This window comes from Vibrio sabulosilitoris (assembly GCF_055391395.1).
In genome coordinates, this window is record NZ_AP029599.1 from 1,551,470 (window position 1) to 1,564,965 (window position 13,496).

Here is a 13,496-nt window from a genome sequence, read left to right on the forward strand (position 1 = left end):
ATAAGTTACGTAATCTACAAAATGTTTCAATTTAGCTCTTAACCTTCAAGTCAAAAAATTAGACTATATATACTTAAGTAACCTCAAGTGATAATCGAATCACGTTTTCCAGTGGAGAAATGAATGAAACGCGTATTACTCTTTCTAGCAACGAACCTGGCGGTGGTGCTAGTCCTAAGCGTTGTACTTAACATTGTCTATGCAGTCACTGGCATGCAGCCTGGTAGTCTCTCTGGGCTACTTATCATGGCCGCCGTCTTTGGTTTTGGTGGTGCACTTATCTCTTTGATGATGTCTAAGAGCATGGCACTGCGCTCTGTTGGGGGCATGGTGATCGAAAGTCCGCGCAACGAAACGGAGCACTGGCTACTTGAGACGGTGTCCCGCCAAGCACAGCAAGTTGGTATCGGTATGCCGACAGTGGCGATCTATGATTCTCCAGATATCAATGCATTTGCAACAGGCGCCAAGCGTGATGACTCGCTTGTTGCTGTATCGACCGGTCTATTACACAATATGACGCGTGATGAAGCCGAGGCCGTGTTGGCACATGAGGTAAGCCATATTTCAAATGGCGATATGGTCACCATGACTCTGATGCAAGGCGTTGTGAATACCTTTGTGATTTTCTTGTCTCGCTTTATTGCCAACATCGTTGCATCAAGTCGCGATGACGAGGGGCAGGGTGGCACCAATATGATGGTGTATTTTGGTATCTCCATGGTGCTCGAGTTGGTGTTTGGTTTCCTAGCGAGTTTTATTACCATGTGGTACAGCCGTCATCGTGAATTCCACGCCGATGCGGGCGCCGCACAGCTCGTAGGTAAGCACAAGATGATTGCAGCATTGGAGCGACTTAAGGTAAGTCATGAGCCGCAACTTGAGGGTTCGATGATGGCCTTTGGTATCAACGGCAAGCGCTCACTAAGTGAGCTGCTGATGAGTCACCCACCGCTAGACAAGCGTATTGATGCTTTGCGTCAACAGCAATACTGATTCACCCCTTTTAAACGAAACCGAGCCAAGTGCTCGGTTTTTTGTTTGCCCAGCGAAGCTGGCAAACCCGTCAGGTTGAAAGAAACCTGAATCACCCCGACTGAGGGGAAGATAATCTGAATCGCAAGGGCGTTGCTGGCCAACGGCAGGGTCTGAAGGAAGCGATAGGAAGTTAACAGTACACAACGTAAGTGAAGACTAGGCGTCCCCCCTGTTTCGGCAGCTTTGGTGGGTAAGCGTGCAAAATAGCGCGAAGCCCGATACTCAGTCAGACCTAAGCTGTGCTTGAGGGTGGCATTGTTAACAGGGAGCCAGTGCAGTAACTGGGGAAGCCTGGCACCACATCCGGGCAAATGCCGGAAGCGCTGAATCAAGGTGAAAGCCAAGCTCAGCGTTGGTGTGAGGTGGCAGATGAATCCGTAGTAGTGAGTAAAGCTTGGCCGGTGAAAGCCAGTAATGGTGTGGAGGACAAAACCAAGCAGATCATCAGCAATATGTCTGATGGAGTGCAGGTTGCCAAAAGCAATCCAGCGCTGCGAAGGGATGAAGTACATTTTAAGTCTGTGATGAGCAGATGTTTTTTTTTTAGTGGTACCCAAACCGGTTCGCTATCGGGGTATTCCAGCTTGGTCAGTTATGGAAATAATCGACTGAAATGAGAAACCGTACATGGGAGTAGCTTTGATGAACTTTAGTAGATTGCCCTTGAGCTAGAAGGCTAAAGAGTGAAGTGAAATAAACCGACACGAAGAAGAAATATCGCGCCCCCACACAGCGCACAAACCGAAGGAAGAGATGAGACTTTGAGAGTTTATTACAGTTTGTATGGGCACTTATTAAGTAAACGTCGCCTGTACAAAGGATTTATCAAAGTGAAGAAAGCAAAAGGCGCGGCTGGAATAGATAAGCAGAGCCTGAGTGACTTCGCCTCAAATCTGAGTGATAACCTCGACTTACTTCTTCTGGAGCTTAAAACCAAGCAGTATTCCCCTCAGCCAGTCAGGCGGGTAGAGATCCCCAAAGACGGAGGAGGAGTAAGACTCCTTGGTATCCCGACAGTTCGGGATAGAGTCGTTCAACAAGTCTTGAATGATATCCTCACTCCCATCTTCGAAGAGCGGTTCCATCCATCAAGCTTTGGATACCGTCCAAAACGAAGTTGTCACGATGCTATCAACAAAGCCACGATGTTTATACGCCGATACGGTCTACAGCATGTGGTGGACATGGACTTATCAAAGTGCTTTGACAAGCTCGATCATGAGCTGATCTTAAAGAGCATCCGAAAGCGTGTCACAGATAGCAGCGTACTGGCACTGATTAATCAGATGCTAAAAAGTGGTGTGATGATAGATGGCTACAGGCAGCAGACAGAAATAGGCAGTCCGCAGGGAGGGGTGATAAGTCCCTTGATAGCGAATATCTATCTGGATACATTCGACCAAGAGATGCGCAGACGAGGTCACCGTATCGTTCGCTATGCAGATGACATACTGATCTTCTGTCGTAGTCGAAAGGGTGCAGAGAATGTGTTATGTCAGGCGAGTAAAATACTGGAAAGCGATCTGAAGCTTAGCGTCAATCAGAGCAAATCCCACATAGCGCATAGCGATGAGGGAGTGAAGTTCCTTGGTGTAGAAATCGGGAGTCGATATACCCGTATTCAAACGAAGAAACTGTCAGCGCTGAAAGAGAAGCTAAAGCAGATGACCAAGCGCAGTGGTGGAAAACCAGTGAGTCAGGTGATATCAGATCTCAATCTAGTACTGAGGGGTTTTAGCCAGTACTTCAGGATAGCCAATAGTAGCAAGGAGTTCAGGCGTATAGCAGGTTGGGTAAGACGAAGGCTGAGAAGTATCCAGTTAAGACTGTGGAAGAAACCGACACGGCTACACCGTAGGCTAAAACAGTTAGGCTATAGTCCGCCGTTTAAGTTTATCAATATGACGAACTGGAGAAACTCGTTAAGCCCTTTAGCGAGTCTTGCGATGCCAAACCAATGGTTCAACGACCTTGGTCTGGTCAACCTTGATCATGTTAGAACAGGGTATGTGTTCAGCGAATATGCTGAATGGAAATGTGCATGAGCCGTATACGAGGTCCGTACGTGCGGTTCTGTGAGAGGGATGAGGCGGTAACGCCTCACCCTACTCGATGTTTCTTCTATACCTAAGCAAAATCAACCTGCCATTACGTATTTAGTCAATGTCACTACGTTAAAGAGTTCTCAGAAACACAATAATATATTTCAGAAATAACTCAAGGTCACACATGGATTAAGGGTGCATATACTAAGCTAGTGAATAATAAATGAAATATAGTACTGACTATAAATTTAGTCTTGTCATATTGGAGGCTTGGCTATTAATTTACTGCAGGTTGTTCGAAAACTGGCACTCTTTTATAACTGTCTAAATACAGTGAGGGAATATTTTAGGTATATGCTTGTTAGTACAAAGTGTGAGTTGAGTGCTCAGGGATGACTGGCTAGGGTGGATATATCATAAGGACAGGGAGGAGAAGGGCGTAGAGGTTTTTTTGAGTTCAATCATTAATTGTAGATCTACAAAATGTGACCTTTTATTGAAGATTCGCATATTTTAATAAGATAGTGCTGTTGTTATACCTAGGTCACAAACTGTTATTTCCACTTGTTATTACTATTTTCTCGTGCTTTGCAATTGTTATTTTGCTGTACCCACATTTGCTTTTTCATCAAGTAAACAGCAAAACGCAACAATAAAAATATTAAGAAAGAATAGGGCTAAGTTAATGGAAATAAGAATAAGTACACTGGCTAAATATACCATGCCAATGTTTGCCGCCTTCGCACTGTCAGGCTGTGGTAGTGATGATGATAAACCGGGTGGCGGCGGAGAGCCGGATGACCTATACCCTGCTAGTGAAAATGAGGTTGTAATTTATTACAAGCGTGATGCCGATGAAGCTCGCTCAGCGAATTACGATGGCTGGGGGCTGCACCTATGGAATGGTGAGGGGTGTACCAGTACCGACCTTGAGGCCATGGGCATTGCGAGTGGCGGTACGGAGTGGGAAAAACCATTTTTAGCCACGGGTATCAATAGCACCTACGGGGCTTACTATGTACTTAAAATCAACCCTGATGCGTCTGACCCTCATGAGTGTATGAACTTTATCCTACACAATGGTGATGATAAGGCATTTGGTAGTGCCAACCAGAAAGTTGAGCTACGTAATCTAGACGATTCACGAGGGGTATTTGGTTTTCATGGCAGCAGCCAACTGTACTACAGCCCGATCGCTGAGCGTCCTATCTCAATTGATGGCCAAAAGGCTCATTGGTTAGATGACAAGACCATTGCTTGGGAGTCTGCAAGCAGCGCAGACACCATTGAGCTGCGCTACAGCCTAACCAACGATATCGTGATGGATGAAGAAACCAAAGAGGTCTCAGGAGGCACGGTGGTTGAGCTTGAGCAGGGCTCAGGATTGAGCGACGATCTTAAGTCGCGCTTCCCACACTTATCCGATCTTGCCAGTGCTGAGATCAACGTTGATGATGCCACTCTACGCGAGATCCTTAAATCACAGATCGTGATGGTGGCTTACCGTGCCAATGGACAAACTCTGGCAGCGACAGAAGTGCAAAAAGCGGGTGTGCTTGATGCGGTGTTTGCAGATAAAGACGCAGGTAACGCTATCTCGGAAGAGCTCGGTGCGATTGTTGAAGGTAATGATGCGACATTCAAGCTCTGGGCACCAACTGCTCAGAGTGTCGAGTTGGTGATCTATGAAGACGACAAAACCGTCGACCGAACGGTGACTATGACGGTGGATCCGGTAACGGGCATTTGGGCCAGCGATATGCTTTCAGGCGTCGTAGGTAAGTACTACCGTTATGGTGTCACAGTTTACCACCCAACCACCAAGAGTATTTTAACGCGTCTAGTGACAGACCCTTACTCTCTGAGCCTATCAACCAACTCGACTTACTCACAAGTTGTTGACTTAAATGACACCAGCTTGATGCCAGAAGGTTGGGCTGATCCGGGTTATGAGCGTCCAACCGTGACCAAAGATGTTGACCACGTGTTGTATGAGTCGCACCTGCGTGACTTTAGCTTCAGTGATCGCTTTGGTACGGCGGAGTATAATGGTAAGTACCTTGCTTTGACAGAGCCAGAACGTGAGTCAGTGACTCACCTGCAAGCGCTTAAAGATGCTGGTTTGACCTCGCTACATATTCTTCCTGCGTTTGATATCGCGACCGTCGATGAGGCCAATCAGGTCGATATCACCGATACCGTCGGTGACCTCTGTGCTGCAAACAGCGCTGCGGCAGTGTGTGGTGATGTCGATTCAGCAACGGTGATCGAAGATCTGTTGGCAAGCTACGACCCATCGACTGGCGACGCGCAATCATTGATGGACGACCTGCGTGGCCTTGATAGCTTTAACTGGGGCTATGACCCATTCCACTACACGGTGCCAGAGGGCAGCTACGCAACCAATGCGGAAGGAACGCAACGTATCCTTGAGTTTCGTCAAATGGTCAAAGCGACCCATGATATGGGGCTCAAGCTTATCATGGACGTGGTGTACAACCACACCAATGCATCTGGTGATAACGACAAGTCAGTGTTAGACAAGATTGTTCCGGGGTACTACCACCGCTTGAATGCCAACACTGGCGATGTCGAGCTTTCGACTTGTTGTGACAATACCGCCACCGAGCACCTGATGATGGGTAAGCTGATGGTCGACTCACTCAAAGTGTGGGCAGATGATTACCGCGTGGATGGTTTCCGCTTTGACTTGATGGGACACCAACCTAAGCCTCTGATGGTTGAGGCGCTGGAAGAGGTTCGCAAGCTCGATCCTAATACCCTGTTCTACGGCGAAGGCTGGGACTTTGGTGAAGTGGCAAACAACGCTCGCTTTGAGCAGGCCACCCAGATCAACATGGCAGGCACAGAGATTGGTACCTTCTCAGACCGTCTGCGCGATGCAGTGCGTGGTGGCAGCCCATTCGATGGCGGCGTTGACAGTAACGGTATGCACTCACTGCGCTACAACCAGGGCTTTGGTAATGCGGGTTATATCAATGATGAGGCTGCACAGATTGACAATCGCGAGTCTGATCTCCTGCACAACCAAGACCTGATCCGCGTGGGTATGGCGGGCAACCTAGCCGACTTTGTTATTCTTGATAACGAAGGCAACACAATGCGTGGCCAGGATGTTGACTACGGCGGTGCACCAGCGGGCTACACCAAGCACCCTTCAGAAAATATCTCCTATGTGTCTAAGCACGACAACCAAACCCTTTGGGATATCAATGCTTATAAGATTGCCGCTGGGACCAGCTCTGCAGAGCGTGCTCGTATGCAAACCGTCGGTCTATCGACTGTGATGCTGGGTCAAGGCATCCCGTTTATCCACATGGGCTCTGAGCTGCTTCGTTCTAAGTCGATGCAGCGTGACTCCTACGACTCAGGCGATTGGTTCAACCGTGTTAAGTTTAATGGCGATGACAACAACTGGAACGTTGGTTTGCCACGGCACGACAAAGACGGTGATAACTGGTCACTGATCCAACAGTTGATCCAGGATTCAACGGCTAATCCAGCAACCGATGATATTGAGTTGACCAAACAGCAGTTTATGGAGCTACTGACGATACGCAGTTCAAGCGAGCTATTCCGTCTTGAAACGGCTTCAGAGGTAATGAACCGTGTTGACTTTAGAAATGTCGGTCTCGACCAAGAGCTTGGACTGATTGTAATGTCAATCGATAACGCAGGCTTCTCACTCAATGACGAATACAGCGCGATTGTAACGGTGCTCAACTCGACCACAACGGCGCAAGAGTTCGATATTGAAGGGGCGACAGGCTTTAGCTTGCATCCAGTGCAGCAAAGCTCGGCAGACAGTATTGTTAAAGATGCCTCATTTGATGATGAGCGCTTTGTTGTGCCTGCATTGACGACGGCGGTGTTCGTTCAAACCAATGGCGATGGTCTTGCGGTTGACAACAGCAACAAGGATCTCGACTCCATCCCACCTTATGGCAACAATCCAGTGTATGTCAGAGGCGGTATGAACGACTGGCTTGTCAATGACAACTGGCAAATGAGCTTTGTTGGCAATGGTCTGTACTCCGTTACCGGTTTCCTTGAAGTGGGTGAGTATGGGTTTAAGTTTGCAGACCCAAGTTGGAGTGTGCCGAATGTAGGATGTGACAACTCAACACAAAGTGGCACCAGCATTGATTTAGGTACCGCCGGCGACTGTGTGCTCAATGTTGAGGAGGCGGGTAAGTTCACCTTCACCCTCAATGCGAGTCATGTTCAAGATTCGACTATCGAGCTTCCTATGGTGTCGGTTGTTGTGGCACCCGATATGCCAACCTTTGGTGATACGGACTTGTATCTGCGTGGCTCAGTGACATCGTGGGACCCCGTTGAGGTGGCTAAATTTAGCTATGTGGCTAATGATGTTTACCGGTTAGATATCGACCTTAGCGTAGGCGACTATGAGATGAAGATAGCCGATGCAGGGTGGACAGCCAGCACAAACTTCGGTGGTCTGGGTAGTGTTGTGCTTGATACTGAGTTAGTGATGGACGCGGGCGATGAAAGCAGCAATCTCACGTTTGCAGTGACGGAAAATGGCACTTATAGCTTCACGCTGAACGCCATAGACCCGAGTGCACCAGTGCTCATCGTTAGTAAAAACTAACCAGATGCCAATACCTTAATTGAGGCAAGCCCCACTCATTTGAGTGGGGCTTTTGTTTGTGTGTGATTGATCGTTCTAAATTTGACTGCGGTATAAGCAGGTTAAGAAAAGTTGTACAAAAAAAATCTTGTATAACTTTTCGGGCATGAACTATGTTTTGTATGTTGTACAAAAAATAAACTTGTACAGTTAACGACGGCTAAGGGGTAAACGATAATGGACATCGATAGCGTAGCGGCTTTTTACCAACAGCTCGACAAGAGCAATTTGCATACCCTCCCTAATATCTACCATCAGGATGTGGTGTTCGAGGATCCGGCTCATCGGATGCATGGCATTAATTCACTCGAACAATATTTTATTTCCATGTACCGCAGTGTTAATAGCTGTCAATTTGATATTCATACTGCAGAGCAAGTGGGTGATCACGGTTACATTCGCTGGTTGATGCGTCTATCCCACGCCAGATTGGCCAACGGTGAGCCAATTGAGGTCGAGGGTATCACCTACGTTGAGTTCGCTGAAGGAAAAGTGATACATCATCGCGATTACTTCGACTTGGGGGCGATGCTGTATGAGAAACTCCCAGTTTTAGGGCGCTTGATCACAGCTATCAAACACAAGTTGGGTCAGTCATGAGCACCGTTCTCATCACTGGGGCAACGTCAGGCATTGGCTTGCAGCTTGCACGTGATTATCTTCAGGCTGGGTGGCACGTTATAGCCTGTGGTCGCAATCAAGCGCAGCTTGAAAACCTTGCAGCACTTGATGGGCAGATGTCGACCTTGTGCTTTGATGTGACTGACAAAACCCAAGTTGAGCAGGCATTTTCAGAGTTGTCAGAGACGCCGATTCTGTGGTTGTTCAATGCGGGTAGTTGCGAGTACATCAACGATGGGCATGTCGATAGCGACCTCGTGCAGCGGGTAATGGATGTCAACTTCATTGGCGTGGTGCGCTGTGTCGAGGCATGCCAAAGTCTTTTTGAGCGTGGTCACCGGGTAGCATTCGTGGGCTCTATTGCCAGTGAGGTTGCTCTGACTCGCTCAGAAGCCTATGGAGCCTCAAAAGCCGCATTGAGTTACTTTGCAAGAAGTTATCGTAATGATATCGCGGCCAAAGGGGTCGAGGTCTCACTCATTTTTCCCGGATTCGTCAAGACCCCCCTCACCGATAAAAATGACTTCGCGATGCCAATGCTAGTTAGTGTCGAGCAGGCGTCGCAACGGATCCGAGAGGGTCTCGAGCAAGGGCGTGAGTATATTTATTTTCCTGCTCGGTTTACTTGGATTTTACGCGTGATCGGTGCTTTACCGTATCGCTGGCAATCATTGATCACCGCCAAGCTGGTCGGTTCACAGGAGCAATAACAATGAAAATCGCTATCATCGGCAGTGGGATATCTGGGCTAACGTGTGGCTACTACCTGGCTAAGGAGCACGATATCACCGTTTATGAAGCCAATGACTACATCGGCGGGCATACAGCAACCAAACGGGTAGTGGTTCAAGGCGAGCTGGTCACGGTCGACACTGGCTTTATTGTCTATAATGAGCGCACCTATCCTAATTTCATACAGCTTTTGAACGAGATAGGCGTCAAGGGTAGACCCACTAGCATGAGCTTTTCAGTACGCAACGATGCCAATGGTCTCGAATATAACGGTCATACGTTAAGTACCTTGTTTGCTCAGCGTAGCAACTGGTTCTCGCCTCGCTTTTATCGTTTTATTTTTGAAATCATTTGCTTTAATCGCTTGGCGAAGCAGCAGGCACAAAGCAGTGCCCAAGACGAGACCCTTGGTGATTTTCTCAGCCAGCATAGTTTTAGCACCTTCTTTAGCGAGAATTATATCTTGCCGATGGGAGCGGCGATCTGGTCTTCGACTCTGGCGGACATGCGCGCATTTCCTCTGCGCTTCTTTTTACGTTTCTTCCTCAATCATGGTTTGCTGGATATCGTTAATCGACCCCAATGGTATGTCATCGAGGGAGGCTCGGATGCGTATATCGCACCGCTGACAGAGCAATTCAAAGCCAACATTCGCCTTAACGCTCCGGTGACTCGCGTGGCGAGAGATGCTGCAGGGGTCATGGTACAAAGCAACGGTGCAGTAGAACGTTACGATCAAGTGATCTTTGCTTGTCACAGCGACCAGGCATTGCGACTGCTTGACGACCCGAATGAGGATGAAAGTAAGATCTTGTCGGCAATGCGGTATCAAGCCAACGAGGTAGTGCTGCACACAGACACCAGTTTGTTGCCGACAAGGCCGGCGGCGTGGGCGGCGTGGAACTACCATCTAAGTGGGGAAGAGGGTCAGGAGCAGCGCTTGCCGTCATTGACCTACAATATGAACATCCTGCAACATATCAATGCGCCAGAGACGTTATGTGTGTCGCTTAATTGCTCTGATGCACTCGACTCAGACAAAATAATCGATGCTTACACCTACCACCATCCGGTCTTTACACGCGAGTCGATCGCGGCAGCGCAAAACAAGTCGCAGGTCAATGGGGTGAATCGCACCTGGTACTGCGGCGCCTATTGGCATAATGGCTTCCACGAAGATGGAGTGCGTAGTGCACTTGACGTTATTTCTGGCATAAACCGTGTCTCGCTAGCAGCCAAAGGGGCAGCGTAGGAGTCGACATCATGTATAGCCGCTTATACACAGGAGAAGTTCGTCATCGCCGTTTGGCACCCGTTGAGCACCAACTTTGCTACTCGCTGTTTATGCCTTGTATTGACCTCGATGAAATCGAACAGCTGCAGTCGAAAGTGTTTGTTTTTGGTCAACGCTGGTGGCATTGGGCTCGTTTTAAGCGCGATGATTACCTTGGACAAGGGCCACTTAAGGCCGCGGTACAAGACAAGGTCTTTGAGCTAACCGGAGTGCGCTTGTCCGGACGTGTGGAGGCTGTGGTGCACCTGCGCTACCTAGGGCTATTTTTTAGCCCAGTGAATTTTTATTACCTGTATGACGAAAGTGGGGCTTGGCGTTTTTTGCTCGCAGAGGTAAGTAACACCCCGTGGAACGAGCGCCACTATTACGCCCTGCCAGCGGATCAGGGCGAGGAAGGAGCGAACTGGCAGCATCCTAAAGCCTTTCATGTCTCGCCTTTTAACCCGATTAATCAGCAGTACATTTGGAAGTTGAAGCCGCCGGGCAAGCGGCTGTCGATTCATTTGGAGTGCCACACCGCCGAGTGCCATAGTGCTGAAAGCTCGGATGCCGGCAGTTCGGCCTCAAAAAATAAGGTTTTCGATGCGACGATGGCAATGCGGCAGCAAGCATTGACATCGTCGTCGCTACTGCGTGTTTTACTGAAGACTCCCAGCCAAACCTTCAAGGTTGTGTTGGGTATTTATTGGCAAGCACTCAAGCTTTATGTCAAGCGTGCGCCACTCTACTCACACCCCAAAAAGAATGTTCGACCTGATAATAAGGAGAGCTGCCAATGATTAATGCCACGACATTAACCTTCCCAGCCAACATGACCCGTATTGATCGCAGTGCTCGTGAATGGATAGTCGGTAGGCTTGAGCGACTGCCCAAGGGTCAGTTGACCATTATCGAAAGCTATCTAGAGCCGCAACACGTGACCAAAGTCGGTGAGTCTCGCCCCACTGAGCCAAAAGCGACCTTGGTGATCAAAGACAGCCGCTTTTTCTCGCGCTTGTTGCAAGGGGGCAGTATTGCAGCCGGGGAGGCCTATATGGACGGTTGGTGGGACAGCGGTGATTTAACCAGCGTAATGGAGTTGATGGCCGTGAACCTAGCTACTCTTGACTCACTGCGCAGTCGCACCAGTTGGCTGGGTCAAATGACAGTACGCTTTGGTCACTGGTTGAGACGCAACACCCTCAGCCAGTCGAAGAAGAATATCCATGCTCACTATGATCTCGGCAATGATCTCTATCGCCTGTTTCTTGACAAAAACATGCTTTACTCTTCAGCGCTGTATCTCAACACCCACGACACACTGGAGAGCGCTCAGAAGAATAAGATGGCGCGCTTGTGCGAGCAACTTGAGCTAAAGAGTGACGATCACGTGCTCGAAATAGGTACCGGATGGGGGGCAATGGCTATCTTCATGGCGCAGGAATACGGCTGCAGAGTGACCACCACGACGATTTCTGAGCAGCAGTATCAATATGCGAAGACGCAGATTGAGGCCTTAGGGTTAGAGCAGCGAATCACGCTGCTCAAACAAGACTACCGCTTGCTTGAGGGACAGTTTGATAAGGTGGTCTCGATTGAGATGATTGAGGCAGTTGGTAAAGCGTTTCTTGCTTCCTATGTAGCAAAGTGTCAATCGTTACTGAAAAAGGGCGGTCGTTTTGCCATTCAAGCCATCACCATCGCAGATCAGCGTTATGACAGCTACAGTCGCAACGTTGATTTTATCCAAAAATACATCTTTCCGGGCGGCTTCCTTCCCTCGATTGCCAAGCTGGCTGAAGTGAGTAGCAGGCACAGTGATTTTGTTATCCGTGATGTGTTTGATATTGGCGGTGATTATGCCCAAACACTGAATGAATGGCGCGCAAGGTTTGACCAGCAAATCCAGCAGGTTCGCGCCCAAGGCTATGATGAGCGCTTTGTTCGGATGTGGCGTTATTATCTGTGCTACTGCGAGGGAGGGTTTAAGGCCAAAAGCATTAGCACGGTCCAGATGACCTTTGAGCGCTCATGAACTGGCTTGTCCAAAAGCCGCTCATCAGTGTGTCGATCTGGTTTCAAACCGTTTGGTTTATCGCGGTTCTTGGCCGAGAGAGTGGGTTACTGTTATTGGTGCTAGGGCTCGCACTTGGTGGCTGGTTGATTAGTCGCGCCTATTGGCTGCGTCTCGAGGGCGTGCTGCTATTCATGGCGATTGGCCTTAGTGTGGATAGTTTCAATATTCTCGTTGGCTTGTTTGTGTTTGAGTCGGCGTGGATACCCGCTTGGCTGTTGTTGTTATGGCTGGCATTTTCACTCTACGCATTTGTTTTGCTGCCGGGGTTAAACCGTTTGCCGAAACCACTCGTAATAATGTTCGGTGGGTTGGGTGGTTGCTTAAGTTACCTCGCCGGACTCAAGTTCGGGGCAGTGGCTACGACATTCAATATAGTGTCTTTTGTCTGTGTCCTCGCTGTTGAATGGGTATTATTGCTAGCTATTGCATCATACCTCATTGCACGGTTCCCATTAGTGCAAAAGGACACTGGGGGGTGATATGAGAAACTTAATGTTATTGTTCACACTGACTTGGAGTTGCCTTAGTGTGGCTCAACCTACCGCTCTACAAACCGATGCAGAGTGGCGCTCATGGGGGCGTGTCGGCAGTGCGGAGCTGACCTGGCTGTTCTTCGACGTATACCGATCAGAATTGTATTCACCAAAGGGGCAATATCGCTTATCGCACGATGTGTCTCCACATCCTTTGGCACTCTCCATCACTTATCAGCGCGATATATCTTCTGAAAATCTGCTTAAAGCCACGCGAGATCAGTGGGCAAAGCTTGGGTTTTCAGAGAGGGAGATCCAGCAGTGGAGTGGCGAGCTGGAAAACATTTATCCAGACGTCGCACCGGGCGACAGATTAGTTTATGTCAGTGACGGTCAGCAGGGATATTTCGAGTACCGCGCTGCAGGTAGTACCAATTGGCTGTCTATCGGTAGTCTGTCCGACGAGCGTGCGAGCGATGCGTTCTTGTCTATTTGGCTCTCGCCAAATACCGAGTATCCTAAGTTGCGTCGTCAACTAATTGGTTTGAGTAGGGCTGGATGA

General features: G+C 48.8%; 11 protein-coding genes. 10 read left to right on the forward strand and 1 reads right to left on the reverse strand.

Going from position 1 to position 13,496, the window contains the following annotated elements:
• Positions 1-123 precede the first annotated feature (123 nt).
• Positions 124-996 carry a protease HtpX gene (gene htpX, locus ACZ5R2_RS07430; RefSeq protein WP_464901663.1) on the forward strand — a complete coding sequence of 291 codons (873 nt, stop codon included), beginning with the start codon at positions 124-126 and terminating at the stop codon, positions 994-996.
• On the opposite strand, the gene ACZ5R2_RS07435 is transcribed toward htpX, so the two are convergent.
• Positions 981-1,595: a hypothetical protein gene (locus tag ACZ5R2_RS07435; RefSeq protein ID WP_464919431.1), complete on the reverse strand. Its 615-nt coding sequence runs from the start codon at positions 1,593-1,595 to the stop codon at positions 981-983. The genes htpX and ACZ5R2_RS07435 overlap by 16 nt on opposite strands.
• Before the next feature lie 204 nt (positions 1,596-1,799).
• On the opposite strand from ACZ5R2_RS07435, the gene ltrA reads away from it, so the two are divergent.
• The 9 genes from ltrA (at position 1,800) to ACZ5R2_RS07480 (ending at position 13,496) form a co-directional block, all read left to right on the forward strand.
• On the forward strand, positions 1,800-3,083 hold the full coding sequence (gene ltrA / locus ACZ5R2_RS07440) for a group II intron reverse transcriptase/maturase (protein WP_464901665.1): 1,284 nt from the start codon (positions 1,800-1,802) through the stop codon (positions 3,081-3,083).
• Between the two features lie 685 nt (positions 3,084-3,768).
• Positions 3,769-7,719, forward strand: a complete 3,951-nt coding sequence (gene pulA / locus ACZ5R2_RS07445) for a pullulanase-type alpha-1,6-glucosidase (RefSeq protein ID WP_464901666.1) — start codon at positions 3,769-3,771, stop codon at positions 7,717-7,719.
• A 216-nt stretch (positions 7,720-7,935) separates the two neighbouring features.
• Entirely contained in the window at positions 7,936-8,358 is a 423-nt protein-coding gene (locus ACZ5R2_RS07450) for a nuclear transport factor 2 family protein (RefSeq protein ID WP_464901667.1), read from the forward strand.
• Complete coding sequence (locus tag ACZ5R2_RS07455) at positions 8,355-9,089, forward strand: SDR family NAD(P)-dependent oxidoreductase (RefSeq protein ID WP_464901668.1); 735 nt, start codon at positions 8,355-8,357, stop codon at positions 9,087-9,089. Before ACZ5R2_RS07450 ends, ACZ5R2_RS07455 begins: the two co-directional genes overlap by 4 nt.
• A gap of 2 nt (positions 9,090-9,091) precedes the next feature.
• A complete protein-coding gene (locus tag ACZ5R2_RS07460; protein ID WP_464901669.1) occupies positions 9,092-10,363 on the forward strand; it encodes an NAD(P)/FAD-dependent oxidoreductase in 1,272 nt (423 codons plus the stop codon).
• Between the two features lie 11 nt (positions 10,364-10,374).
• A complete protein-coding gene (locus ACZ5R2_RS07465; RefSeq protein WP_464901670.1) occupies positions 10,375-11,184 on the forward strand; it encodes a DUF1365 domain-containing protein in 810 nt (269 codons plus the stop codon).
• The gene (locus tag ACZ5R2_RS07470) at positions 11,181-12,419 is read left to right on the forward strand and encodes a class I SAM-dependent methyltransferase (protein WP_464901671.1); all 1,239 of its coding nucleotides are present in this window, start codon (positions 11,181-11,183) and stop codon (positions 12,417-12,419) included. Before ACZ5R2_RS07465 ends, ACZ5R2_RS07470 begins: the two co-directional genes overlap by 4 nt.
• Complete coding sequence (locus ACZ5R2_RS07475) at positions 12,416-12,940, forward strand: DUF2878 domain-containing protein (protein ID WP_464901672.1); 525 nt, start codon at positions 12,416-12,418, stop codon at positions 12,938-12,940. The genes ACZ5R2_RS07470 and ACZ5R2_RS07475 overlap by 4 nt, the downstream gene beginning before the upstream one ends.
• A 13-nt stretch (positions 12,941-12,953) precedes the next feature.
• Complete coding sequence (locus ACZ5R2_RS07480) at positions 12,954-13,496, forward strand: chalcone isomerase family protein (RefSeq protein WP_464901673.1); 543 nt, start codon at positions 12,954-12,956, stop codon at positions 13,494-13,496.